Genomic DNA, 24,270 nt, shown 5'->3' on the forward strand with positions numbered 1-24,270 from the left:
TTTGCAGGCCCGGCGGCCAGCTGATCATCGTAACGGGAGGGGAATCCATGAATCTGCGTCCAGCCGTCCGTATCACCATCGCTTCGTCCGCCGCCGTCGTTCTGCTCGGGGGCTGCAGCGCGACCGAACCGAGGCAGCCGACAGCGTCGTCGAGCGCCTCGGCGACCACAAGCGTGGCGCCTCGGCCAGCCGACCTCGCGAAGCAGCGCGCGACGGCCGCGTACGTCGGCATGTGGAGCGACATGGCGGACGCCGCGATGACGTCCGACTGGCAGTCGCCCAAACTCGCGCAGAATGCCACCGCCGAGGCATTGCAGACCATCTCGCGCAGCCTTTACGCCGACCACTACAACGGCCTGGTCACCAAGGGGCGGCCGGTGAACCATCCGAGCGTTCAGGCAGCGGAGCCTCCGGCAGATCCGACAACCATCACCATCTCCGATTGCGGTGACTCGACGAACTGGCTGAAGTACCGCGCCGACAACGGCCAGCCCGCCGACGACGGCCCCGGTGGCCACCGCCGGATCGAGGCGCTCGTTAAGAAGGCAGTCGACGGCTCCTGGAAGGTCACTACCTTCGCCGTCCACGAGGTCGGATCATGTTCAGGCTGAGCAAAGCAGCGCTAGCCGCGGCGGCGGTGCTCGGATTCTGCGTGGTGCTGACGTCGTCTGCGCGCGCCGACGGCTGGGGAGAAGTCCATTGCGGACAGAGCGGGAACCCCTCCTGCGACGTCGGCGCCGGCCGTGACGGCGGTAAAGCACCGCAGCCGCCCGTAGTTCCCGGAAAGCCGGCGCGCCCCCATCCGGTGCCGGGGCAACAGCAGCCTTGGGGCGACAGCATCATCGGCGGCAACGACACGACGGCGAAGTGTTCGTACGTCCGGAGCAACTACCAGCCTCCGGCGAACGGGGTGCAGACCATCGCGCACCACGACGTCCGGCGAACAGGTGTCTGGACGGCTTTTGTGGGATTCAGCCGTCAGCAGCCACCTGCCGGCGCGTGGTACGTCTACCGGTGTTCTGGCCCAGGCGTGCATGACGGCCTGTACCGGGCTCCGATCTGGCTCCCGGACGGGCAAGTTCCGGCTGCCGCCGCGTTGCCTTCTCCGCAAGAGCTGGCTGATCAGGCGCGGGCCCAGCTGCGGTTGCCGACACCCCGGATCGAGGCGAATCCGCCCGGCGACAAGCTCGTGAGCTTGCCGACGTGGATGTGGCTGGATCGCAGCAGCTGGGGTGCCCGGCAGGCCACTGCTGCTGTACCGGGCGTTTCGGTCACCGCGGTGGCCACGCCGACCACCGTCTCGTGGTCGATGGGCGACGGTGAGGAGGTGACCTGTTCGGGGCCCGGTACTCCCTACTTGGCCGCCGGAGATCCGCGGGCGCCTTCGCCTGACTGCGGCCACACCTACTGGCGCTCGTCAGCTGTGGTGCCAGGGCAGCACTTCGCCGTCAAGGCAACCGTGCACTGGATGGTGACTTGGTCGGGTGCCGGAGCCAACGGCACGTTTCCGGATCTGACGACTTCGGCGACCGCGGCTTTCCGTGTCGCCGAAGTGCAGGCGCTCGGTACCGGTCACCGCTGAAACTAACCGGTTCAGCGGCCAAACGAATCTGATTCTTACTGCGCATCAACCCTTTTTCATGATGCGCGGTGCGGTCGAACCATGCCTGGGGAGGCACGTCATGACCAGCACGAGTCAACGCAGCACCGGACCCGACGGGGGCACAGTCGCGTGGCTGGGGAAGAACGGCCGGCTCGCTGCCGTGCCGACCGGTCGCCGAACGCGACGGCGTCTGCCGCACCTGCTGGCGGGCGTGCTGCTCGTCGTGGTCTGCGTCGGTGGGGCGCTCTGGTGGGCGGCTAGCGCTCAAGACCGCGTTTCGGTCCTGGCCGTTGCCCGGCCCGTGAACGTCGGACATGTCCTCGAGCCAGCCGACCTCCACCAGGTCGAAATCTCCGCAGCCGACGGGGTCGCCACCATTCCGGCTGGCGAGGTAGCAACCGTGCTCGGCAAGCCGATGGCCACCAGCCTCACCGTCGGCGCGCTGCTCACCCCGGGCAGCCTCGGGCCGTCGACGATCCCTGCCGCCGGTCAGGCGGTCGTGGCGGTGGGCCTCAAGGCAGGCCAGTTCCCGCTCGAACTCGCTCCAGGAGCGCCGGTCCTTGTCGTGCTCGCTACGACGTCGTCGCCGCCGACGTCGCTCCCGGCCGCGCAAGGCAGTGGCGACGGGCTGACCTGGGCGGCGACGGTGACCGGCGTGGCCCGGGCCGAGAGCGACCAGACGACGGTGATCTCGCTGCAGCTGCCCAGCGCCACCGCGCCGACGCTCGCGCGAGTGCCGGCCGGGCAGGTCACGCTGGTCATGCTCGCGGGCGGTGAGCGCTGATGTTGATCGCCGTGTCCAGCGTGAAGGGTTCGCCCGGCGTCACCACCTTCACCGTGGCGCTGGCCGCGAACTGGCCATCCGCCGTTCGCCGGGTCGTGGTCGAGTGCGACCCAGCCGGGGGAGACCTCGGCCAACGCTTCGGGCTCGCACCCTCGCCCGGCCTGCTCAGCCTCGCGGCCGCGGCCCGCCAGCCCATCGATTCCAGCGCCTTCTGGAACCACACGCAGCTTCTCGCGGACGAGCTGCCGGTCGTTCCCGGGCCAGCCGGCGGACCGCAAGCTCGCGCAGCGTTGAGCACCCTGGTTCTGGCCAGCTCGCTACTTCACCGGGCTGCTCGCGAACCCGGCGTGGTGATGCTTGCCGACTGCGGTCGCATGGACCCCGGGTCGCCGGCGGAGCCGATGATCCGGCAAGCCGATGCGCTACTCCTGATCTCCGGTACGCACCGCGACGAACTCGCGCACGTGGCCGCTCGGCTTCACGAACTGGGGCAGGTAGCTGCTCGGCCGTCCCTCGTCCTCGCGGGCCGGGGCCACCACACGAAGGAAGTCGAGCAGGAACTCGGCATCCCGGTCATGGCCCGGATCCCTTACGACCCGACCGCTGCCACCAGCCTCACCGGCCACGCGATCCCGGGACGCGCGCGCAAAGGCGGGCTGGTCCGCGCTGCCGTCGAGGTGGCGCGAATCCTCGCCGCCGGAGCGCCGTCGATACAAGCTGCTGGGCCGACCGTCGGGCAGCACGTGCCGGGTGTCCCACCTCAGCGCGTCCCCGCGTACGGGGTCCGGATCGCACCCGAGCTGCACAAGGTCGCGCTGCCTGACGGGGAGGTCTCGCCATGACCGTGCTCGACGAACATCGCCGCCCATCTGCGGCCAGCCCCGAGGGACGGCTTCGCGCTGTCCTCCACCACGCACTCGCGACCGAGCTGCCGAACCGGGCCGAAGCCGAGAGCACCCCGATCACTGCAGAGCGCCGCCGTGAACTTGCCGGGGAGCTCCTGCGGTCCGCCGCAGCTGCACACAGCGAGGCCGAACTGCAAGCAGGCCGTGTGCTCCTGCCGCCAGACGTCGAGCGGGGGATCGCCGAGGCCGTGCTCGACGAGGTCTTCGGGCTGGGCGGGCTGCAGCCGCTGCTGGCGAATCCGAAGGTCGAGACGATCAACGTCAACCGCTTCGACCGGGTCTTCGTCCAGTACGCCGACGGCTCTCGGGCGCAGGTCGCTCCGGTCGCGGCCTCGAACGACGAGCTGACCGACCTGGTCCGGACGCTCGCGGCCCGCGCCTCCTCGGAGGAGCGCCGCTTCGACCGCGGCTCGCCGGCGCTGAACCTCCAGCTGCCCGGCGGCGAGCGGCTCTTCGCCGTGCTCGGGCTCACCGCCGAAGGCGTGACGGCGTGCTCGATCCGCCGGCACGGCTACCTGACCACGAGCCTCGCCCAGCTCCGCCGCCGCGGCACCCTCGACGTCGGCCTCGAGCGATTCCTGCGTGCCCTCGTCCGGGCGCGGAAGAACATCCTTATCACCGGCGGCGCCGGCTTCGGCAAGACGACCTTGCTGCGCGCGATGGCTGCGGAGATGGACCCGCTGGAGCGGATCGTCACCGTCGAGGACGCCTTTGAGCTCGGCCTCGGGCTCGACCCCGAGCTGCATGCCGACGTCACCGCGCTGCAGGCTCGCGAGGCGAACATCGAGGGGGCCGGCGCGATCAGCCAAGCCGAGCTCGTCCGCTGGGGCCTGCGGATGTCCCCGGACCGCGTCATCGTCGGCGAGATCCGCGGACCCGAGGTCATCCCGATGTGCAACGCGATGTCCCAGGGCAACGACGGCTCGATGGCGACCTTGCACGCGAGCAGCTCGAGGATCGCGTTCACCCGCCTCGCCTCCTACGCCGCGCAGAGCGTGGAGCGGCTGTCGCTGGAGGCGACCGCGCTGCTGGTGGCCTCCAGCGTGCACTTCGTCGTGCACCTGGACAAAGCCGCTGATCGCGCGACCCGGGTGATCTCCTCGATCCGCGAGGTCGTCGACGCCGACGGCGGCACGGTCGTCTCGAACGAGGTCTACCGCCCCGGCGCCGACCGACGAGCCTGCCCGGTTGCCGGCGCACTCCGCACGGACACCCTCGACGACCTCGTCGAGGCCGGGTTCGACCCCAAGCTGCTGGCCGAGCCCGACGGGTGGTGGGCGACATGACCACCACCGTCGTCGCCGGCCTGGCAGGGCTCGGTACCGCCGTCGGATTGCTGCTCGTCCTCGTCGGTCTCCGCGGCCCGCAGACGGTTCGCCGCCCGCGGTCGGCCCCGCCCTGGCGAGTCGATCGGATGTGGGGTCTTCGGCTGGCATTCGCGCTGGGCGCCGGCCTGCTGGCCGGTGTCGCAACTGAGTGGCTCGTCGGAGGAGCGCTCGCTGCTGGAGCGGTTTGGTTCCTGCCGCGGCTGATCGGCCCTGATCGAGCACACGTGCGCCGGGTCGCGCGGATCGAGGCGGTCGCGTCATGGACGGAGATGCTGCGCGACACGCTCTCGGCCGCGGCCGGGCTGGAGCAGGCGATCCTCGCCACCGCTCCACTGGCGCCCGCCGCGATCCGCGATGAGGTGGCCGGGCTCGCGTCGCAACTGCAGAACGGGCACCGGCTCGCGCCGGCGTTGCGGCAGCTGGCGGAGGAACTGGCCGACTCGACTGCCGACCTGGTCATCGCTGCACTGGTCCTGGCCGCCGAGCACCAGGCGCGGCAGGTCGGCGAGCTGCTCGGATCCCTGGCCGAGACGGCGCGGTCGCAGGCGGCTATGCGGATGCGCGTCGAGACCGGCCGAGCTCGGACCCGAACCTCCGTGCGGGTCGTCGTCGCCACCACCATCGCCTTTGCAGTCGGTGTCGTGGTGTTCAACCGCGCCTACCTGACGGCCTACGACAGCGCGCTTGGCCAAGCGGTACTGCTGGTCATCGGTGGGCTGTTCGGTACCGGCTTCGGCTGGCTGGTCAGAATCGCTTCCGGCCGCGCCACCTCGCGTGTCTTGTCGCTCACCGAGCCGACCGCCGCGACCTCGGCTCGATGGGACGGTGAGCGCGCATGATCCCGTCCATCTGTCTCGGAGGCGGTGGAGGCATTGGCTTGTGGATGCTGCTGACCTGGGCAATCCCGCCACAACCATCCCTTCACGAGCACCTGTCGACGGCGGGCAGCGGGGCAGCGGCTCCGGTCGTGGACGTGTCGGAGGCCGGCTGGGCGGTGGCCGTGGCACGCCCACTCGTTCCGGGCCTTCGGAGGCTGGGCCTGCCAGGCGACAAGCTCGAACGCGACCTGCGAGTCCTCGGGCGCGGGGCCGACACACACGTCGCCGTCAAGGTCGTCGTCGGGTGTACCGGCCTGGTGGCACCCCTTCTGCTGCAGGGCTTGCTTGCGCTCGCGGATGTGCCGGTTGGCGTCGAGGTTCCTTTGTTGGCTGCTCTTGGCCTCGCTGTGGCGGGGTTCGTCGTTACCGACCTCGAGGTCCGAGCCAAGGCGGCGCGAGCACGGGCCGACTTCCGCGGCGCGCTGTCGGCCTTCCTCGACCTCGTCTGGATCACCCTCGCCGGTGGCGCCGGAGTCGAGGTCTCGCTCCTGGCGGCCGCCGCAGTCGGGCGCGGGCCCGCGTTCACCCAGCTGCGCCGCGCGCTGGACGCCGCCCAGCTGACCCGCACCACCCCGTGGTCGACGCTCCGCCGGCTCGGCGAGGAGCTGGACATCGCCGAACTTGCTGAGCTCGCCGCATCGATTTCCCTCGCCGGCACCGAAGGCGCCAAAATCCGCACTTCGCTGGCAGCAAAGGCCAAGGCGCTGCGGACCCACCTGGTCGCCGACGCCGAAGCCGACGCCCAGGCCGCGACCGAACGCATGGCCTTGCCGGTGACGCTGCTGTTCCTCGGCTTCCTCGGATTCATCGCCTACCCGGCCGTCACTCAAGTCCTCAACGGCCTCTGAAAGTCCACAGGAGACGCATCATGCTGACTTACTGCCGAACACTCTGGACCCTCACCACTGCTCGCGTCCTGCTGCTACGCAAGGACAACGACCGTGGCGAGATCACGACGACCGTCATCGTGACCGCACTCATGGCGGTGCTGGCCATCGCCCTGATCGCGATCATCGCCGCCAAACTGACCGCGAAAGCCAACAGCATCGACCTCGGCCTCGGCGGCTGACATGCCCGCGAATCCGGTCGTAGCGACTGCTTGGCGCGTTCGGCGAGTCCTGTCGGGAGAGCGCGGCTCGGTCACCGCCGAGCTCGTGATCGCGACACCACTGCTCCTGCTGGCGCTGCTGGCGATCATCCAGTTCGCCCTCTGGTCGCACGCGACCCACGTCGCTCAAGCTGCCGCCGCCGAAGCGCTCGCCGCGGCCCGCGTCCAGAACGGCACCGCCACGGCCGGCCACGCCGCCGGCCAGCAGCTGCTCGACCAACTTGCGCAGGGGCCGCTGCGGTCTTCACGGATAAACGTCGAGCGCACCGCGACCTCGGCTTCGGTGAGCGTGCAGGGCGAGGTCATTGCGGTCCTGCCCGGTATGCACCTGCACGTGCACGCCGAATCCGCAGGAGAAGTCGAAAGGTTCGTTCCGGACGCCTGAACGGGGGAGGGAAACCATGTCACTGCTGGACAAACCCGATGTGGTTACCGTCGGCGACTTCGCTGACGGGCACGACATCATGCTGTGGAACCCCGCTCTCACAACCAGACGTTGGCGCGGATTGGTCACGCGTGCTTTCTTCATGAGCTTATTCTCGACTCGCTCGGTGGCAGGGCTTCTGATCCCGGCGTTGGTCCTAGGTACGGGCGCCGCGGAAACCCTCGGCGGTGCGCTGGCGGTCGTCGGCGCCATCGTGCTGCTGCTGAGCGGCCTCTGCGACGCGGGCGTCACCGCGGCCTGCCTCGCGACCGATCACCAACACCGACATCGTTGCCTTCTGGAACGGTCTCCCGGTGAGTTTTTCCTCCGAACTGCGGACTTCCTCCACCTCGGCCCAGCGGCGCACCGCACGGCCGGACTCCTGATCGACCTCACCGGCGAGCTGCACGCCACGGCGACACGCGACTGGATCGACCCCGAGCTGCCCGGCCGAGCCCACCAAGCGGCGTGGGACGCGTTGACCCGCTTGATCCGGACCGCGCCTGCTCGTCGGCACGCCGCACGGCTGGTCGCGATGCCAGGCGAAGCCGACCTCGCAGCCACGACCGCCACGGCGATCGCCGAGTTCGACGGTCTGCTCGGCGAGCTGCTGTTCCACCTCCAGGGCTGCGTCACGCTGACCCGAGAGTGGGAAGCCAAGCTTCGGCACGCCGAGCTCGTCCAGCGCACCAGCGACGTCCAAGCCGGGCTGCAGGCCGCGTCGATCGGCCCGATGGTCGAGGTCGCCGAGGAACTGCCGATGGCCGTCTTCGCTCATGTCACCGCAGCCCGCGACCTGACCGGCGCTGGCCGGTTCCCGTGGGAACTGCCGGCCGCGGAGCCGGTTCCATGACCGCGGCACAGCCTCGCCGGAGCCTCGGCTGGTGGCGCGCAGAGCGCGGGTCGGTGACCATCGAGGCGGTCCTGATCGCGCCGGTCCTGGTCATGCTGCTGGTATTCGTCGCCGTGGTCGTCCACCGCGGCGTCGACGCCCGGCTGCGGCTCGACGACGCCGCACACCAGGCCGCGCGCGCCGCAAGCCTGCAACGCACCCCGGCTGCGGCCGTCGCCGCGGCACAAACGACCGTCACTTCCGCGCTGGCCCACGCCGGACTGGCCTGCGGCGACGCCACGGTCAACACGACGACCTCATCGAGCCCGGGCAACACGGTCGTCGTCAGCGTCCGCTGCACCGTCGACTTCGGCCAAGCCCTCGTCCTCGGCGTCCCCGGCAGCCGAACGCTCACCGCCGAGGCCAGCGAGGTCGTCGACACCTACCGATCCCAGCCGACTGCCGGAGGCGCGTGATGGATACCCGCCGTGCTGCCTGGTGGCGGGCCGAGGACGGCCAGGTCTCGGCGTTCGTCGTCGTGCTGATGCTCGGGCTCCTGGCCTTGGCCGGCCTCGGGCTCGACGGCGGCCTTGCACTCGCCGCGAAGGTCCGAGCCACCGGTCAGGCCGAGTCCGCGGCCCGCGCCGGCGCGCAAGCGATCGATCTCGCCGCCTACCGGGCCGCCGGAACGCTCCGGCTGGTACCCGCAGAAGCCGACGGTCTCGCCCGCCGGTACCTCGCCAGCGTCGATGCGACCGGAACGGTGAAAGCCACCGCCGACACCGTGACCGTCACCGTCACGACCAGCCAGCGCACCCAGCTGCTGTCGCTCATCGGCATCCCGTCGATCGACGCCCACGGCAGCGGCGCGGCCCATCCCCAGCGCGGCGTCACCGAGCTGGAGCCCTGACCAATAAAGGAGGAACACGATGATCACGACCGACGAGATCGAGAGGCGCGTCGAGAAGGTCGACGCGGAGAAGAGCGCGAGGAGGACCGCGGCGGCGCGCGAGGTCGGGGAACTCGCGCATCGTCGCACCACACTCGTCGAGCAGCTGGCCGACGTCGAGCGCCGGCTCGGCACTGTCATCGCGGCCGCCGCCGACGTGATTGGTACCGACGAGCTGGCCGAGTTCACCGACGTTCCAGCTGCCGACCTCACCAGCTGGTTGACAGCCGGTAAGCCTCGCGCCCGGCGTGGACGGCCGCCCGGTAGCCGCCGCCCGAAGCCGGAGACTCAGCCGGGGACGTCGTCGACACCTGCACCGGCGGAACCTCGACCGGGGCCCTCGCCAGCCGGTGTGCGGCCCTCGGTTGTCCAGGGCGAGCGACGCTGAGCTGTGCCTACAGAACGGCAGACCGGACAGCGGCGACCTCGTCGTGCTCTCGTGCTTGGCGCAGGGCGGCTGCTGCAGGCTGGTGTGGCGCTCGCGCTGCTGGCCGGGTTGTGTGCCGGGCTGCCGTGGGCGCTGGTGCGGTTCATCGGCTGGCCCCTCCCAGATCACCTGCCCACCATGGCCGAGCTCGGCGAGGTGCTGACGGCTCGGCTGTCGACAAGTCTGCTGCTCAACGTGCTCGCGTGCGGCGCGTGGCTGCTGTGGGCTGCATTCCTCGTCGAGCTCGCCCGGTGCGCACGCGACCTCGCCCTCACCACCGGCCGGCCGGACTCGACCTGGCACGGCAGCCCACTCCGCCGGATCGCGGCAGTGCTCATCACCACCGTTGTCGTGTCGTTCGTCAGCCGCACCGCCCTTGCCGCTTCCAGCGGAAGCAGCGCAATGCAGACCGGAGTGAGCTCGTCGGTCACCGCACCATCGGATGTCGACGGCCGCCCTGAGGACCTCGAGCTGGTGCGTCCGCCCCACGACGGTGTCCACGATTCGCTGTACCGGATCGCGCAACGCCGCCTCGGCGACGGCAACCGCTGGCCGCAAATCTGGCGCCTGAACGCCAAGAGCGTCCAGCCCGGCGGCCGCACCCTGACCTCACCCAGCCTGATCCACCCGGGCGATCGGATCCGCCTACCGCCGACGCCCAGGCCCGTTGCCCCCGAACCACCGCAGCGCCAGCCGCCACCAACGAAGCCCACAGCTACCTCCCCGCCGAGCCCGACGGCACCTCCCACAGCTGCTTCGCACCCCGGCTCGTCATGGGAGCCCGGCGTATATGTCAGCCTCGGGCTGGCGGGCGCGATCAGCGCGGCGCTGCTGGTCGCCCGACGACGTCACCGTGCCGGCTACCGGCCCGGCAGCGGCCGGCGCGGCGACGACCTGCCCGTCGCCCCGATCGTCTACCAGCTACACCTGGCACACCAGCACGCCCAGACGGGACTTGACGATTTCGATGTCGCCGACGCAGAAGCGGCCGGCGACCTTCCCGAGCCGGATACGCGGCTCAAGCTGGGTGAGCCCGCAGACGAGGCGGCTGCGGACCTGGCGTTGGACCTCGCGGCAAAGCACGGCCTTGGTCTTATCGGCCCCGGCAGCCACGCTGCGGCCCGCGCGCTGCTGCTCACAGCCATGACCTCCACCCGCCACTCCGAGGTCGTCGCGCCCGCCGCGGACCTGCGTGGCCTGCTCGGCCTCCCGGAGCCAGGCGCCGAACTACCGGCCTGCGTCCGCGCTGTCGACGACCTCGCCGCCGCGCTCGCACGCCTCGACTACTACGGACCGCCTCAGAACCTGCGGCGAATCCTCCTGGCCGATGCGCCGGCAGGCGAACCCGATCGCGCCCGGCTGCGGCACGCCCTCGCCGACGGCGCGAGCACAACCGCGCTGCTGCTCGGCCAGTGGCATCCGGGTGTCACGGTCTATGTGGACGCCGCGGGCGCTATCACCGCAACTTCCCCCGGTCCGGGTGAGGAGCTGCGCGGCCGGCGAGCATTCTCCCTCCCCGAATCCGCGACTCGCGAGCTGTTCGCCCTCTTCGACGCTGCACACGGCGCTCAGGACGAGCACCTCGAACCTGCTCTCGAGCCCACCTATGGGTTGGAGATCGCAGACCCGCCGTCTCCCGGTCAAGCAGAGGCGCAGGCCGAGCCGGTCACGGAACTGACCGTCGACACCGTGCACGACGCGGCCACGCCGCTGGTGCTGTCGGTGTTCGGGCAGCCGACGTTGAGGTGGCGACCGGACGTCACGTGCCCCAGCCACACCGTCGAAATCACCGGCCGACTCTCCGCGCGGCTGTGGGAGCTGCTGCTCTACCTCGCCCTGCACCCGCACGGAGTTCCGCGGGCCGCGATCATCGACAGCGTGTGGGCCAGCCGCCCAGCGCAGGACCCGGCCGCGGTGCTGCGCACCGTCTTATCCCGCCTCCGCAGCACCCTCCACAAAGCCACGTCCCCGGACATCGGCGACCTCGTGGTCGCGCAGCACGGCAGGTATCGGCTCGAGCCGGCCGTCGTCGAGGTCGACTACTGGTCCTTCGCTGACGCGGTCGCTCGCCGCCGCACCACGACCGACGACGGGCAGCGCGCGATAGCCAACGCCGCGATCGTCGCCAGCTACGGCGGCGAGGTGGCGGCCGGCGTCGAAGCCGAGTGGCTCACCGCGCTTCGGGAAGGAATTCGCCGCGACGCCCTCGACGCCGTCGCCGCCCTTGCCCGCGACCGGGTTCACAGCGATCCCGAGTCCACGCTGGAGCTGCTCGAATCGGCGCGAGACTTCGACCCGCACAACGAGCTGCTCTACCGGGACATCATGCGACTCGAGCACAACCTCGGCCGGCACGACGCGATAGCCAGAACGCTTCGGCTGCTGGAAGCGCGCCTAGCCGAGATAGACGAAACACCGACTCCCGCGACATTCGAGCTCGCCGAGCGTCTCCGAGGACTCCACGTCGGCATCGGCGATCCGGAAAACGAAAGGCATGCCCGGTACGGTGAAAATACCTCGGCGCAGAAATAGCTGATCAGCCGCGACGGATGTTAGTGTCGACCTACTGATTATGTCGCGCAGAAAAGCCTCCTGGTGTTCTCGTTCGAAGTTGCTGTCATTGGTGGCATAGCCATTGGCTTCGTACTGCGCGGAATGCGGACGGGCACGGCGCCGCGCCGCTGCCCCAGGAGGCCGTTTCACGGACGCCCGTCGAGTTGGGATGCGGACCTTTGCCTGCTCGCCGGCCGCCGGGGGTTCCCGTGCACCCACCGATCGCGCTGGCGCTCCATGGGCCGTCTAAGGCGGATCCTCCGTAAGCGCGCATATGCGCAGGTCAAACCCTTCGTGCGGGGATCCGCGAGTATCCCAGACTCGCTTGGCGACAAGCAGGTAAGAACATCGGGCCCGCATCGTCGGTCACGGCTCCTCTGCGAACTCTCCCGCCGATCCGGTCTGATGGTCATCTCACCTCGTATTCCTGGCTGTTGTCCACCCCTTATTTTATTGCAGAAGAACTCATATTTGCTTCCTTGTTTGCGGCTCCTGCCGGCCGCTTCTCGTTCGCTGACCTGCGCAAACGTATTGGAGAATTGTCTGTGGTTCTTTTATGGGTCGGAATGTGTCACCCGAATGAGGTGGCGAAAAGTATTGTGCGGCGCCGGATTGTCGAGCTACTTTTGATGTGTCGCCGGAATCGGAAACCAAATCCTGGAATCGCCCGATGTGGACCGCGACAACTACCAATCACCCGCCACGTCTGAAAGGGACACCGCGATGACCACGCCCACACCGCCCGCCACGGGACCGACCACCCCGGCGGGTGCGACAGCGACCCGCCTCCGCAACGGCGAACTTCGTGCGATGGTCGCCAAAGTTCTCGCCGACGACCCCGCGAGCGCTCACACCCCGGGCAGCATCGCGAGCGCCCTGAACCGGTCATCGGGCGCGGTCGGGAACGCGTGCCGCGCGTTGACGGACCGGGGGCAAGCCGAAGTCGTCACGGTGGCGCCGGTGACCTATCGGGCGACCGCGACCACGGCATCCGCTGCCGCGCCCGCCGTCACCCCAGGCTTGTCACCTGGACGCCGCTCGCGACGGCCGAAACGCGCCAGCACAGCGCCCGCCGCGCCCGTGCCCACACCGGCCCCATCCGCAACCGGCAGCACCACTACGCGACCGGCGCGCAAGGTCACCGGGCCGGTGAAACGTCCGAACGGGATGGATTACCACCCCCGGTTGCTGTCCGGCATGCCGGACGTGACCGCGCTGCAGCGGCTGCGCGATGCTGGGGTGGCTGCCCTGCTGTACGGCCCGCCCGGCACCGGAAAGACCTCAGTGGTGGAGGCGGCGTTCAACGACTGCCTCACCGTGCAGGGCGACGGCGACACCGTGGTCGCCGACCTCGTGGGCGACTACACCAAAACCCCCGACGGCGACTTCGTGTTCGTCCACGGTCCGCTGGTCCGCGCGATGCGCGCCGGGGTGCCGCTGTTCATCGACGACGCGACCCTGATCCCGCCGACCGTGCTCGCCGTGGTCTACCCCGCGATGGACGGACGCCGCGAAATCATCGTCAAGGCCAACGGCGGCGAAGTCGTCAAGGCCGAGCCGGGGTTCTACGTCGTGGCCGGGCACAACCCCGGCGTGCACGGGGCCATCCTCACCGACGCACTGTCCTCCCGGTTCTCCGTGCACATCCAGGTCTCCAGCGACTACGCCCTCGCCGAACAGCTCGGGGTCGACAAGAAGGCCGTGCGGGTGGCGCGCAACCTCGCGACCCGGCAGGAAAAAGGCGAGATCGGGTGGGCCCCGCAGCTACGCGAGCTGCTGGCGTTCAAGAAGCTCGCCGACGCGTGGGACCTCGACGCCGCCGCCGGAAACCTGGTCGGGATCGCACCGGAAGAGGACCGCGTCACCGTCGCCGCCGTGGTGCGCGACGTCTTCGGCAAGACCGTCACCCCGCTCGCCCTCGGCGCTCGCATCACCACCAAACCCTGAACCCGCCCCGCGTACCCGTCGCGAAAGGACCCGCGCCATGAGCGCCCACTTCACCGCCGACCCGACCGCCACCGGTGCCGCCGTGTTCCCCGCGCGGCCGGAATGGCTGACCCTGTCCGCCGCGTTCGCCGACGAGGTCCCTGTGATCGCCGACCGCGACGACCTCGTCGTCAGCGTCGCCCCCGGCGCGGGCGGCGGGGCACCCGCCTGCTTCTACCCGCACCGCGCGCTGATCGAAGTCGACGGCGACCACCTCGGCGTGGACCCGGCCACCGTGAACCCCGCCAATCTGTCCGATCGGGCCCGCTATGCCCCGGCCTGGGGTGCCCTGACCCACGAGTGCGGCCACGCCAAACACACTGCGTGGGAACCGCCGGACGGCGCCCCGCCCGCCGTGGTCGCCGCTGCGATGCTGCTGGAAGAGCCCCGGATGGAAGCGGCGCACATCCGGCGCCGCCCGGACGACCGGCACTGGCTCCGGGCGTGCGTGAAGGGCATCGTCGCCACCGACCTGCACCTATACGCCGACCCCGCGACGGCCCCGAAGATGACCCCGGCCGACGCCGCGCACACCGCCGCGCTCCTGCTGGGACGGGCCGACGGCGGCGTGCTGAGCCACGCCGAGGTCTACCCCGTTGCCCGGGTCGTCGAGAGCGTGCTCGGTGAGGAGGTCCTCGGCAAGCTGCGGGCGGTGTGGGGGCAGGCGCTGCTGACCGCCGACGACGCGGGCGAGGAGATGCTCGACCTCGGGCGGCAGTGGTGCGAGATCCTCGGCACCGACCCTGACAGCCCGGACTCGACCTCGTCGCCGGCCTCGCCCGGGACCTCGGACCCGTCGGACGGCTCGCCCGGACCCGGCGCACCCGTGAACCCGTCACCGCTTGCGGATGCCATCGCCGCCGTGCTGGGCAGCGTTGCGGCGAACGTCGCGGGCGAGAAGGCGCCCGAGGACCCGGCCGCCGTCGCCGCTGCCGCGAAAGAATGCGAAGACGCCGCCGCGAGGAAAGCCGCACGGGTGGCGCGGGGAGTGTTCAGCACCGGCGACACCCCCGACGGCGACACCCTGACGGCGGGCACCCGGCCGCCCACGCCGGAGGAGTGCGCAGCCGCTCGGGTCCTGGCGCGCGCCTTAGACACCGCCGGAACCCCGGAACGGGTGGCCGTGCGCTCCACCTCTGAAGTGCCGCCGGGGCGACTGCGGATGCGCGGAGTGCGTGCCGCCGAAGCTCAGCGCGCCGCCGGGGCCGTGGTGACGGCCGAGCCGTTCACCCGCACCATGCGCAAATCGGTCCCCGTGCCGCCGTTGCGGGTCGGGATCGCGTGCGATGTGTCCGGCTCGATGGGCTGGGCACGCGCTCACGTCGCCTCGGCCGCCTGGATCCTGGCCAACGCCGCCCGCCACACCCGCGTACCCGCCGACACCGCGAGCGTGATCTTCGGACACCACGTGCGCCCACTGACCCATCCGGGCAAGCCGCCCGCCGCGGTCACCGAATTCTGCTCCCGCGACAACTACGAGGACATCCCCCGAGCGCTGGACGCCCTCGACGGCGCCCTCGGCCTGTCCCGCCCCGGCGCGGCACGGCTCGTGGTCATCGTGTCCGACGGCGAATACCGTGCGACACCCCGCCGCCACGGGCAGAAGAAGCTCGACCGCCTGCGCGCGTCCGGGTGCGCGGTGCTGTGGCTGACCACCAGCGACACCGACACCCCGCTCGACGGGGCCACCGTCCACATCCTGACCGACCCCACCACGGCCGCCCGCGCCATCGGCCACGCCGCCACCACGGCATTGCGCGCGACCGCTCGCCGGTAGGCGCGTCGGGCGCTGCACCTCTGCTACCTCCATACCCCCGAACAACTACGGAAGGCGAACCGACATGGCTACCCGCGAAGCGAATCATCGGCGCAGTACTCGATTTGACGTGCGAGCTGGATGGGTCGTGGGGCCTCGTGACCTATGTACGCAACTACGGCTACATGACCAGCTTGTACGGCCGCATGGTGCTGATCGGCCCAGCAGGAGATGCCCTTCGCGTTGATCCGGTGAGGAATCGACGGCCGTGGGCGTACACCATCCAACCCGTCTTGCTGTCTGACGAGGACGAATTCGCAACCGGATGGGTCGAGCCTGCCGGGTACGTCCACCACCCTCGTTTGAAGTACCCGCCGGGCTGGTTCATGCCCAGGGATTATCGCCCCCGTCCGTTGGTGGTGGAGACTCGCACGCCGATCAAGGAAGTGGCCGACCGCCTCGAAGAGGATGTGCTGCCCTCTTACCGATACTGGGCCGACCGCATCCGGGCACGCAACGCCCGACGCCATGAGCGACTGGCGCAAGAACGCGCAGCCGCACTCGACCTGGCGCAAGAATTCGGCGGGCCAGTGCGCCTCGTGTCCGGGCCGCCGAGCGTCACCTCGTGTCGACTCGACGACGGGCAATCGCGCATCCAGCTGGACACTCGTTCGCCGTACGTGGAGATGTCGTTCTTCGTCCCTTGTGATCGCGCTGCCGTGATCGCGCCGGAGTTGGGTCGGCTGCTGGGTTTCGCCTCGACCACGGCGACCTGACAGTACTTCGGGCGACCTGACAGTACTTCGAAGGAACAGCACAAGCCCACACTAGAAGTGAAGGAGATCATGATGAATGCCTCGATGACCGAACGCGATGAAGCCACCGGCGCTACCACCACCAGTTACCACCACACCCGCGTCGTCGAGTTCGCCGGACGCACGCTCCGAGCGCGCGTCGAGCGCAACTACTACATCAACCAGAGCTTCGCTGTCGCGGAGGTGCTCAGCGACCAGATGACGTGGACAAGCCTCGCCGCCGATGCTTCCAGCAACTGGTGGCACGACACGCCGCTTCCGAGCGCAGACGTCCACGCTGCCACCGCTCTCGGTCCGCTGACCGAGCGTCTTCTCAGTAGGGCCGCCGAAATCCTCGCCGCCCCGCCGACCACACAGACCATTTCACCCCATGTCCACGGCGCGATCAGCGCGCTGCTGGCCACGACTTACGGCTTCGATGGCGAGAAGTGCATCGACCCGGACGACATCATGTGGGCGTACCGCCACGGCGGCGCATTGCACATCCTCGAGCACCCTGATGGCAGCGTCACCTTCACCAAGGCCCACCGAGACGACTGTCCGTTCATCGCCACCACTGGCGAGCACGACTGCGACAACGAGTGCGTCTTTCCCCATCCGGCCGATGTGAGCCAGCAGGCGACACAGTGACCTCACTGCCGGGTTCCAGAACCCAGTAGGGCCGGATCGCCGCGATGGCGATCCGCCCCTGCCGAATGTGCTGCCGTCAGCTGGAAGTGAAGCGCTTCGGCGCTTCGCAAGTTTTCGTTGCCAGGCCGTTGGTGACGAGCTTCTCCAGGGCGTTGTTCACTGCGCCGCTGGACCGGACGAGCTCCGCGCCGATCTTGGCGGGGCCGAATTCCTCGCCGGGATGCGCCTGCAGGAATCCCAGCACCATGTCGTAGAGCGCGCCTTTGGGCAGCCGTTCCTTCTTCGGTGCGTCCGCCGTTGCGGCTTCTGACGTTGCCGGGGCGCAGGCGGTGGCGACGTCGGAGTCGGGCACGGGCGAAGGATCGCCTTCTCGCGCGTCGTTTTCAGCGGTCGGTTCCTCCGTACGCTGATCTGTCGTGTCGGCCGCCGCTTCTTCGGTCGTGGCAACTTCGGTGGCCTTGTCGTTCTGGTCGTCGTCGCGCAGCGTCCAGGTGACGGGGACCGACTGGTCTTTGCCTGCGGTCCGGGTCACCAGTCCCTCGGCAGCCCAGCGGGAGAGGAGCTTCGACGCCGTGGAGCGTCCGACTCCGGCCGCGCTGGCCAGGGCCGCGGTAGTCGCGCCGGGATTGGCTTCCAGTGCGCGCCGTACCTTCGGTTCCGCGGTTTCCGGCTGGGCGTCGGTCGCTGAGGTGTTCTTGGTTTCGGGCATGACAAGCTCCGTTTCGGGAGAAGCGGTGGATGGTCATGCCCCGGCCGGGGCGTTCGCCCGCCGGTGCGCGTCCGGTGGTTCGGGCTACATGTCCATAGACGCTCCGTGCACCGCTTCATGTCAAGCGTTTGTCCAAACAAGACACGTGTATCGCCCGGAAGTGCTTGACTGTGTCAGTTTCAGTGCTGCGTGGTCGGTCTGGTTGCGCCGATGTAGTCGTCACCAGGGTGGCGATACGGCTCCACCTTCACGGCTTGTCCGAAGTCGGGGGCGTCGATCATGTTGCCGCCGCCGATATACAGACCGACGTGGTGCACGCGTCCAGCGGTCGCGTAGAAGACGAGGTCGCCGGGCAGAAGCGGCGCGCCGGCGGGCATGCGCGGTCCGGCGGCGTACTGCTCGCGCGAGGTCCGCGGCAACGCGATGCCGGCAGCGCCGTAGGAAGCTCGGGTCAGGCCAGAGCAGTCGAAGCCGGTGTCACCGTTCTCGGGGCCGTTGCCGCCCCAGACGTACGGCAGCCCGCGTTGCCCGCAGGCGTAGTTGATGGCGGTGAGCGCGGCGGACGTCGGCGCGGTGATGGTTCCGCAGTCCCCGCCGCCTGTGTGCTCGCAGGTCACTCCCGCGACCGCGGCCACGATGGCTTCGGCGTCCGGCTGGTGCTGGCCGTAGGCGTCTGGTGTCCCGGAGCGCTGGACGGCCTGGGCGACGTCGTTGAGGCTCATCTGTTGCCACCCGGGGACGGCCTGCAGATGCCGGTAGAACTGCGTCGCCGCGTAGGTGGGGTCCATGATCTGCTGGGGCGTGCCCCAGCCTTGGGACGGGCGTTGCTGGAAGAGGCCGAGGCTGTCCCGGTCGCCGTGATCGAGGTTGCGCAGGGTGGATTCCTGGATGGCGACGGCGATCGCGATGACCCACCCGGGCTCGGGGACCTGCAACTGCTTGCCGACCGAGGTGATGATCGCCGCGTTGGCGAGCTGGTCGGCCCCGTAGCCGGGCACGCCGCCGGAGGTTGCGCCGCTGGGTGTGCAGGTCGTGCTTCCGGTGCCGGTGAGGGAGGTGACGACGGCTTGCGGCACGGCGCCGAGCAGCACCGGGAGCATCGCGAGCACGGCGGCGACGCCGACCGCGATCTTCGATCCCATGACGCACTCCTCGCGTGATCAAGCCCCGGGCCGGCGAGTTCGGCTGGGGGTGGCGTCCGGCGGTACAGGAGAGGGCGGCGGCAGCCGGTAGGCGACGGCTTGGCCGGACGTCGCGCCCGTCGCGTCGTCGAGGCCGGAGGATGCCGTCAGCGCGAGGGCCGGCCAGGCATGCGGCAGCTCACTGAGCCGGTGCCGCGGCGAGGTAGCCCGGTTCGATGACCTCGCGTTGAGCGGGAGCCAGACCTCGTCGGCCGGGCTCGGGCACGCCGTGCTCGGCTCGAGGAGGTCGGCGGCCGCGGTGGCGACGGGGACGTCGGCGCTCTGGTCGAGGTCGGCGTGGATACGGGCGAGTGCGGTGCGGGCGCCGGCTTCGCGGCGGCTGGTCGGTAGCCAGAAGAGGACCGGGGTCGCGATGCCGGTGGAGTCGGCGAGCCGGGCGTAGGCGAGCAGCTTGCGGGCGAGCTTGGTCAGCGACTCGCTGCCGGTGTCGTACTCGAGGAAGAACTCCAGCTCGCCGCCGATGCCGGCCCAGCGGCCGTAAGCGTCGGGGATGACGAGGTCGCCGAAGTGGCGGGCGCAGCGGGCCTCCGACCACCAGGCCGTGACCCCCTCACCATCTCGAACAGGGTCACGGCGTCGGCTGCGCGCGATGAGGGAGGTGAAGAAGTCACCGACGCCGACGGTGTGGGCGAGGCGCTGGTTGTGGGCGATCGCCATCGCGCGGTCGTGCCGGTAGCCGAGGTCCTTGACCTCCAAGCCGTGTTCGGCGGCCAGCACGGCGGCGCCGGCGGGCCCGAGGACGTAGTGCATCGGCGCCGAGCCGAACTGGCGGAAGGGCTGGAAGCGGCTGACCGCCCGCCAGAGGTACAGCTCGCGCAGACGCTGGCGGGTCGAGCGGCCGGAGGGGAACGCGGCGTCCTGGATCTGGGCCGAGGTCAGGACGCGGTGTTCGAAGAGCAGGGCCAGCAGCCATTTGTCCCGGGCGGTGAGGCGGGCCGCGAGCGCCGCCTGGTGCTCGACGGAGCTGGCCGCACGGGCGGCCACCCGGCCGGGGAGGTGCTGTCGCAGCTGGTGCTGGCGTGTCGTCGTGGTGATCAAGGGGACCTCCGAACGGGGGCGTCAGAGCTGGGCGCGACGCGGGTCGGTCTTGCGGTCTCGCGTCGGCCGGCGCGGCGGAGTGGTGGCGCCGGTGGGCCTCGACGGCGAAGGCCCGCTTTTGCGGAGTGCAGCGCGGATCTCTTTGGCACGGCCGGGAACGGCGGGGCGCATCGGGGTGGTGGTCATGGTGAACGGCTCGGTCTCGGCGCCGTGGGCGACGAGCCGGGCGGCGACGTGGTAGACGCCGAGGTGGGCGAGGTCGTGTTCGGACAGCCGCGGCGCGGTGTGGCGGGCGAGTTCGCGGGCGTCCTCGGGCGAGGCGTTGAAGAAGATCTTCGATCGGGCGTTGGTGGAGATGCCTTCCTTGAGCTCGCGGGGCAGCTGGCCGAGGTGCTGATGCGCGAGCGTCATCGCCAGCCGGAAGCCGCGGGCCTCGGCGAGCATGTCCTCGATCGGGTAGGGCAGGTTGAGGAAGTTGTGGCACTCGTCGATGACCAGCGAGGCGTCGGGCCGTTCGCGCTGCGGGACGCGGGCACGCCCGGTGGTGGCCTGCCAGGTCCGCGCCACGACCAGGGACCCGACGAGTCGGGTCGTCTCGTCCCCGAGCGAACCTTTCGGGATCCGGACCAAGCAGATCCCGCCCTCGTCGAGCACCTCGTTCAGGTCGACCGTGGAGCGGCCGCCGGCGATGGCGTCCTTGACGAACGGGCGCAGCAGAAAGGCGCGCAGCTTGTTCATCAGCGGGGAGATGACCTGGCTGCGGCTGGAGTCGGTCAGCTCGTCGTACCACTCCCAGAACCCGGCCAACACTGGGTCGGTGAGCCCGCCGGTGATCCGGGCGCGGAAGGCTTCGCTGGTCAGCAGCTTGGGCAGGTCGGCGAGGGTGGGCACGCCGTCCTGGGCGCGCAGGGTGAGGCAGGCAGCGCGCATGAGGTCGTCGGTGCGCGGACCCCAGAACGCGGAGTAGACGCGACGGAAAACGGAGACGAGGTTGTCGACCTCGCGGTCGGTCTCCCCGCCTTCAAGGGGATTGAGGCAGGGCGGCCGTTGCCGGGAGTCGGCGTCGAAGAGCACGACCCGCTCCGCGGCCTCGCGCGGGAGCCGGGAGAGCACGTCGGTGACGAGGTCGCCCTTGGGGTCGATGAGCACGACGCCGCGGCCGGCATCCGCGTCGTCGAGAATCAGGTTCCCGAGCAGGGTCGACTTCCCGGAGCCGGTGGCACCGAGGACGTGCAGGTGGTGGCGGGCGTCGGGTACGCGCAATCCGATGGGGCGGGCGTGGCCGGTGTCGGCGACGCCGAGCGGTTTGACCTCGGGACCCGGAACGGCGATGCCCAGCGGTGGCGCGACGGCTTTGGCTCCGGCGCGCTCGATGCCCGGGATCTCGGCGTCGACCGGCAGGTGTGCGATCGCGGCCAGCTCCGGGACGGACAGCAGGTCGCCGCGGTCGAGACGGCGAATGCCGAGCGTTCGAGCTGGGTGGTGAAGTCGGACTCGGTGGAAGTGGTTGTGCTCGGTGTAGGCGGCGAAGCTCGCGGCGAGCGCGTGAGCGCGCCCGCGGGCGGTGTCCCGGGTCCGTCGGACCTCGGCCTCGGTGGCGTCGGCCGGCAGGTGGGTGGTGACGGCGTAGCGGATGACGGTTTCGTACTGGGAGCCGCGCTGCTTGCCGACGATCGCGCGGTTCTGCGCGGAGTACTCCAGCGACAGCTGCGGGTCCTGGCTGATCCGCCGGGTGTCGCGCGTCCGCCCGGGACGAGTTGCCGACGCGCCCGGTGTGACGAGGTCGAGCACGCGGCCGCCGAGCCGGGCGGAGGCGCCGGCGTGAACCCGCCGGGCGGCGCGGCGCGCTCGGCTGACCCGTCGGCCGGTGACCGGCCGGGTAAGGACCTGCACACTCGCGTACTCGCCGCGGCCGAGTCCGACCGGCGCGCCGAGCAAGCCGCGGATCGGGTCGGCGTCGAACCCGGTCCGGATCGGCAATGCCTCCGGCCTCGCGAGTCGCAGCTGACCGCCGACGGTGATGGCGCGCTGACCAGCCTTGGGCTCCGGTAACGGCGGGTCGGCCACGACCGCGCGGGTGTGGGTGCCGGGCCAGGCAGCTTCGACCGCCCGCTCGACCAGTCCCGGCGGGATGACACCCGGGACCCACAACCGCAGGCTGACGCCGTGCTCGGAAAACCGGTACTCCCACGCAAGGTGCGGCTGGCCGGTGAACCAGCGTCGCCACCCTGGCCGCAGCAGACCGACGAGGTTGGACCACAGCAGGACGCCACCGGCAGGATCCACAGTCGGCGGGGCGAGTACGGTGACGCACCGCGCGTCGGCCAGCAGCGCGGCGTGGCACCTGCCTCGCCACCAGCGCCGAACGGCCTCAGAACCCGCTACGACGAGTATGAGCACCGGAAGCGCGATCGGCGTCCACCGCAACGCCTCGTCGATGACGCCGGCGAGCAGCTGGTGCGTCGCGCTCCACGGGTCGGTCAGGTAGTCGCCGATCCACCCCAGGTGCCAGATCACGGTGCCACCTCCGATCCGGCTGGGCCGAGGTCGATGACGTCCTCGACTGCGGGGTCGCCGAAGTCGTGGGCGATCTCGGCGAGTTCGGCGGGATCGGTCGTGACCAGGACGTTCTCGGTCGGTGACGCGAGCGCCTGGAAGGCGACCCACTCGGTGCCGGAGCCGAGCAGACCTTGACCGCGGTCGGCGGTGAGCAGGAACTGGCGCTGCCCTTCGGAGAGGTTGAAGGTGGCCGCGATCTGGTCGATCGCCTGCGGGGACTGGCGCAGCAGCACGCTGGTCGCGGCGTTGGCCACGATCGCGCGGCCGAGCTCGCTGCGCAGGAAGTCCTCGATGTCCTGGCTGGCGACGGTGAGCCCGGCCCAGTGCTTGCGGAACGTCTTCGCCATCCGGTGCAGGAACTTCGCACCCTCGGTCGACTGCATTAGCAGCCACGCCTCGTCGACGACCACCAGCCGCCGGCGCCGGTCGGCCGGATTGGAGACCCGCCGCCAGACCGCGTCGAGGGTCAGCAGCGTTCCGATCGCTTTGAGCTCGTCGGGCAGGTCCCGCAGGGAGAACACGACGAGGTGGCCGTCCGGTGTGGTGGTCGTGGAGCCGGAGAAGAGGTCGGCGAAGGCGCCGTCGACGAACGGGTGCAGCCGAGCGGCGAGGTCCGCGGCCACGGCATCGTCGGCGGCTGCGAGGACGTCGCGCAGGTCTCGCATCAACGGCGCTGGCCGGGTCCAAGTGCGCGGATCGTTCGTGATGCCGGTGTTGGCGTAGGTGGTGATGAGGGCGGTGTCGAGGACGGCGCGTTCGCCGGCGGTCAGCTCGGCGCCGAGGCACACTGCGAGGACGGTGTGCAGGAACAGGGCGCGCCGGGTCAGCGCGTCGTGCGGTGCGGTTCGGCGTCCGGTCGCGGTGGTGTGGATGGGCAGGTCGAAGGGGTTGAGCCGGACGCCTCCGCCGCCGAGGTGGACGTAGGCGCCGCCGACCTGGTCGGCGAGGCGGGCGTATTCGTCTTCGGGGTCGATGACGAATGCCTGGATGTCCCGGTACAGGCTGCGCAGGGTCTCGAGCTTGACCAGGTAGGACTTGCCGGAGCCGGATCGGCCGAGGACGACGGCGTTGTGGTTGTCGCAGGCGAAGCGGTCCCAGTGCACGAGGCCTTGGGAGCCGACGTTGTAGCCGTAGAGCACGCCGCTGGGCGAGGTCGACGTCGGATCGGCGGCGGGCAGGTCAGGTGATGTGAAAGGGAATGCGGCGGACGCGGCGGCAGTGTCGAACGTCCTTTTCAGACCGAGGGAGTCCAGCCCGAGCGGCAGCGTGGTGACCCAGCCTTGCAGCGACCGGTAGGTGGCGGGTTTGGCGTCCAGCAGCAGCGAGGCGCACAGCGACCGCAGGGCGGACACCTCCTCGGCCAGCGCTTGCTCGTCGCGGGCGTGGATGGTCAGGTAGAGGCCGAACTTGAACAGCCGTCCTTCGCCGCGGGCGATGCGGCGGGACAGGTCGGCGGCGTCGTCGGCCGCGGCGTCGAGGTCCGGGTCGTCGAGCTGGTCATGCCGGGCGTGGTGGCGGCGGGAGGACTCCAGCCGGGCCCGTTGCTTCTTCAGGCCGCTGGCGGCGGTGACCGGGTCGACGGGCTGGATGTGGACGGCGACGTCGAGGCGGGCGGGGTAGGTCAGCAGCGGGGCGAGCCAGCCGGGGTAGACCTCCTGCGGGTATCCGGTGACGCCGAAGGAGGCGACCCATTCGTTGCCGACCTCGAGATGCCGTGCGCCGATCGACAGCGAGTCCGGTGTGAACGTCGCCGCGGCCGAGCCGGGGTGCCGACGGGTCATCGT

Annotated in this window: 23 protein-coding genes; 18 read left to right on the plus strand and 5 right to left on the minus strand. The window is 70.3% G+C overall.

Annotated elements, in window-relative coordinates; genetic code table 11:
• Positions 1–47: 47 nt before the first annotated feature.
• The 18 genes from ACLJQF_RS21390 (at position 48) to ACLJQF_RS21475 (ending at position 16,978) form a co-directional block, all read left to right on the plus strand.
• Positions 48–611: a hypothetical protein gene (locus ACLJQF_RS21390; protein WP_410611020.1), complete on the plus strand. Its 564-nt coding sequence runs from the start codon at positions 48–50 to the stop codon at positions 609–611.
• Entirely contained in the window at positions 599–1,582 is a 984-nt protein-coding gene (locus ACLJQF_RS21395; protein WP_410611022.1) for a hypothetical protein, read from the plus strand. The genes ACLJQF_RS21390 and ACLJQF_RS21395 overlap by 13 nt, the downstream gene beginning before the upstream one ends.
• A gap of 100 nt (positions 1,583–1,682) precedes the next feature.
• Positions 1,683–2,387: an SAF domain-containing protein gene (locus ACLJQF_RS21400; RefSeq protein WP_410611024.1), complete on the plus strand. Its 705-nt coding sequence runs from the start codon at positions 1,683–1,685 to the stop codon at positions 2,385–2,387.
• Positions 2,387–3,229, plus strand: coding sequence for a carbon monoxide dehydrogenase maturation protein (locus ACLJQF_RS21405; RefSeq protein WP_410611025.1), 843 nt, complete (start codon positions 2,387–2,389; stop codon positions 3,227–3,229). Before ACLJQF_RS21400 ends, ACLJQF_RS21405 begins: the two co-directional genes overlap by 1 nt.
• A complete protein-coding gene (locus ACLJQF_RS21410) occupies positions 3,226–4,578 on the plus strand; it encodes a CpaF family protein (protein WP_410611027.1) in 1,353 nt (450 codons plus the stop codon). Before ACLJQF_RS21405 ends, ACLJQF_RS21410 begins: the two co-directional genes overlap by 4 nt.
• Entirely contained in the window at positions 4,575–5,459 is an 885-nt protein-coding gene (locus tag ACLJQF_RS21415) for a type II secretion system F family protein (protein ID WP_410611029.1), read from the plus strand. Before ACLJQF_RS21410 ends, ACLJQF_RS21415 begins: the two co-directional genes overlap by 4 nt.
• The gene (locus tag ACLJQF_RS21420; RefSeq protein ID WP_410611031.1) at positions 5,456–6,346 is read left to right on the plus strand and encodes a secretion system protein; all 891 of its coding nucleotides are present in this window, start codon (positions 5,456–5,458) and stop codon (positions 6,344–6,346) included. The genes ACLJQF_RS21415 and ACLJQF_RS21420 overlap by 4 nt, the downstream gene beginning before the upstream one ends.
• Positions 6,347–6,366: 20 nt before the next feature.
• On the plus strand, positions 6,367–6,567 hold the full coding sequence (locus ACLJQF_RS21425) for a hypothetical protein (RefSeq protein ID WP_410611033.1): 201 nt from the start codon (positions 6,367–6,369) through the stop codon (positions 6,565–6,567).
• A gap of 1 nt (position 6,568) precedes the next feature.
• Complete coding sequence (locus ACLJQF_RS21430) at positions 6,569–6,991, plus strand: TadE/TadG family type IV pilus assembly protein (protein WP_410611034.1); 423 nt, start codon at positions 6,569–6,571, stop codon at positions 6,989–6,991.
• 16 nt (positions 6,992–7,007) lie between these two features.
• Complete coding sequence (locus tag ACLJQF_RS21435) at positions 7,008–7,883, plus strand: hypothetical protein (RefSeq protein ID WP_410611036.1); 876 nt, start codon at positions 7,008–7,010, stop codon at positions 7,881–7,883.
• Positions 7,880–8,338 (plus strand): TadE/TadG family type IV pilus assembly protein, encoded by a 459-nt coding sequence (locus ACLJQF_RS21440; protein ID WP_410611038.1) that lies wholly within the window; start codon positions 7,880–7,882, stop codon positions 8,336–8,338. The genes ACLJQF_RS21435 and ACLJQF_RS21440 overlap by 4 nt, the downstream gene beginning before the upstream one ends.
• The gene (locus ACLJQF_RS21445) at positions 8,338–8,772 is read left to right on the plus strand and encodes a pilus assembly protein TadG-related protein (protein WP_410611039.1); all 435 of its coding nucleotides are present in this window, start codon (positions 8,338–8,340) and stop codon (positions 8,770–8,772) included. Before ACLJQF_RS21440 ends, ACLJQF_RS21445 begins: the two co-directional genes overlap by 1 nt.
• 19 nt (positions 8,773–8,791) lie before the next feature.
• On the plus strand, positions 8,792–9,199 hold the full coding sequence (locus ACLJQF_RS21450; RefSeq protein ID WP_410611041.1) for a hypothetical protein: 408 nt from the start codon (positions 8,792–8,794) through the stop codon (positions 9,197–9,199).
• Positions 9,200–9,283: 84 nt separating this feature from the next.
• Positions 9,284–11,770 carry a BTAD domain-containing putative transcriptional regulator gene (locus tag ACLJQF_RS21455; RefSeq protein WP_410611043.1) on the plus strand — a complete coding sequence of 829 codons (2,487 nt, stop codon included), beginning with the start codon at positions 9,284–9,286 and terminating at the stop codon, positions 11,768–11,770.
• Positions 11,771–12,940: 1,170 nt separating this feature from the next.
• Positions 12,941–13,738 carry an AAA family ATPase gene (locus ACLJQF_RS21460; RefSeq protein WP_410611044.1) on the plus strand — a complete coding sequence of 266 codons (798 nt, stop codon included), beginning with the start codon at positions 12,941–12,943 and terminating at the stop codon, positions 13,736–13,738.
• A gap of 37 nt (positions 13,739–13,775) precedes the next feature.
• Complete coding sequence (locus ACLJQF_RS21465) at positions 13,776–15,554, plus strand: vWA domain-containing protein (RefSeq protein WP_410611046.1); 1,779 nt, start codon at positions 13,776–13,778, stop codon at positions 15,552–15,554.
• 137 nt (positions 15,555–15,691) lie between these two features.
• On the plus strand, positions 15,692–16,309 hold the full coding sequence (locus tag ACLJQF_RS21470) for a hypothetical protein (protein WP_410611047.1): 618 nt from the start codon (positions 15,692–15,694) through the stop codon (positions 16,307–16,309).
• A 57-nt stretch (positions 16,310–16,366) separates the two neighbouring features.
• Positions 16,367–16,978: a hypothetical protein gene (locus ACLJQF_RS21475; protein WP_410611048.1), complete on the plus strand. Its 612-nt coding sequence runs from the start codon at positions 16,367–16,369 to the stop codon at positions 16,976–16,978.
• A gap of 76 nt (positions 16,979–17,054) precedes the next feature.
• On the opposite strand, the gene ACLJQF_RS21480 is transcribed toward ACLJQF_RS21475, so the two are convergent.
• From ACLJQF_RS21480 to ACLJQF_RS21500, 5 genes are all read right to left on the minus strand, one after another.
• Positions 17,055–17,687, minus strand: coding sequence for a MarR family transcriptional regulator (locus tag ACLJQF_RS21480; protein ID WP_410611050.1), 633 nt, complete (start codon positions 17,685–17,687; stop codon positions 17,055–17,057).
• Positions 17,688–17,866: 179 nt separating this feature from the next.
• The gene (locus ACLJQF_RS21485; RefSeq protein ID WP_410611051.1) at positions 17,867–18,829 is read right to left on the minus strand and encodes a C40 family peptidase; all 963 of its coding nucleotides are present in this window, start codon (positions 18,827–18,829) and stop codon (positions 17,867–17,869) included.
• A gap of 18 nt (positions 18,830–18,847) precedes the next feature.
• Positions 18,848–19,927: a replication-relaxation family protein gene (locus tag ACLJQF_RS21490; RefSeq protein ID WP_410611053.1), complete on the minus strand. Its 1,080-nt coding sequence runs from the start codon at positions 19,925–19,927 to the stop codon at positions 18,848–18,850.
• A gap of 21 nt (positions 19,928–19,948) precedes the next feature.
• The gene (locus ACLJQF_RS21495) at positions 19,949–22,444 is read right to left on the minus strand and encodes a type IV secretory system conjugative DNA transfer family protein (RefSeq protein WP_410611055.1); all 2,496 of its coding nucleotides are present in this window, start codon (positions 22,442–22,444) and stop codon (positions 19,949–19,951) included.
• Positions 22,441–24,267: a VirB4 family type IV secretion system protein gene (locus ACLJQF_RS21500; protein WP_410611057.1), complete on the minus strand. Its 1,827-nt coding sequence runs from the start codon at positions 24,265–24,267 to the stop codon at positions 22,441–22,443. Before ACLJQF_RS21500 ends, ACLJQF_RS21495 begins: the two co-directional genes overlap by 4 nt.
• Positions 24,268–24,270: the final 3 nt, after the last annotated feature.

Source organism: Amycolatopsis sp. lyj-109 (genome assembly GCF_046548995.1).
GTDB lineage: Bacteria > Actinomycetota > Actinomycetes > Mycobacteriales > Pseudonocardiaceae > Amycolatopsis.

Bases quoted from the DNA above. Each gene is read 5' to 3' on its own strand.
- ACLJQF_RS21390 (WP_410611020.1), top strand. From the start codon at position 48: ATGAATCTGCGTCCAGCCGTCCGTATCACCATCGCTTCGTCCGCCGCC.
- ACLJQF_RS21395 (WP_410611022.1), top strand. From the start codon at position 599: ATGTTCAGGCTGAGCAAAGCAGCGCTAGCCGCGGCGGCGGTGCTCGGA.
- ACLJQF_RS21400 (WP_410611024.1), top strand. From the start codon at position 1,683: ATGACCAGCACGAGTCAACGCAGCACCGGACCCGACGGGGGCACAGTC.
- ACLJQF_RS21405 (WP_410611025.1), top strand. From the start codon at position 2,387: ATGTTGATCGCCGTGTCCAGCGTGAAGGGTTCGCCCGGCGTCACCACC.
- ACLJQF_RS21410 (WP_410611027.1), top strand. From the start codon at position 3,226: ATGACCGTGCTCGACGAACATCGCCGCCCATCTGCGGCCAGCCCCGAG.
- ACLJQF_RS21415 (WP_410611029.1), top strand. From the start codon at position 4,575: ATGACCACCACCGTCGTCGCCGGCCTGGCAGGGCTCGGTACCGCCGTC.
- ACLJQF_RS21420 (WP_410611031.1), top strand. From the start codon at position 5,456: ATGATCCCGTCCATCTGTCTCGGAGGCGGTGGAGGCATTGGCTTGTGG.
- ACLJQF_RS21425 (WP_410611033.1), top strand. From the start codon at position 6,367: ATGCTGACTTACTGCCGAACACTCTGGACCCTCACCACTGCTCGCGTC.
- ACLJQF_RS21430 (WP_410611034.1), top strand. From the start codon at position 6,569: ATGCCCGCGAATCCGGTCGTAGCGACTGCTTGGCGCGTTCGGCGAGTC.
- ACLJQF_RS21435 (WP_410611036.1), top strand. From the start codon at position 7,008: ATGTCACTGCTGGACAAACCCGATGTGGTTACCGTCGGCGACTTCGCT.
- ACLJQF_RS21440 (WP_410611038.1), top strand. From the start codon at position 7,880: ATGACCGCGGCACAGCCTCGCCGGAGCCTCGGCTGGTGGCGCGCAGAG.
- ACLJQF_RS21445 (WP_410611039.1), top strand. From the start codon at position 8,338: ATGGATACCCGCCGTGCTGCCTGGTGGCGGGCCGAGGACGGCCAGGTC.
- ACLJQF_RS21450 (WP_410611041.1), top strand. From the start codon at position 8,792: ATGATCACGACCGACGAGATCGAGAGGCGCGTCGAGAAGGTCGACGCG.
- ACLJQF_RS21465 (WP_410611046.1), top strand. From the start codon at position 13,776: ATGAGCGCCCACTTCACCGCCGACCCGACCGCCACCGGTGCCGCCGTG.
- ACLJQF_RS21480 (WP_410611050.1), bottom strand. From the start codon at position 17,687: ATGCCCGAAACCAAGAACACCTCAGCGACCGACGCCCAGCCGGAAACC.
- ACLJQF_RS21485 (WP_410611051.1), bottom strand. From the start codon at position 18,829: ATGGGATCGAAGATCGCGGTCGGCGTCGCCGCCGTGCTCGCGATGCTC.
- ACLJQF_RS21500 (WP_410611057.1), bottom strand. From the start codon at position 24,267: ATGACCCGTCGGCACCCCGGCTCGGCCGCGGCGACGTTCACACCGGAC.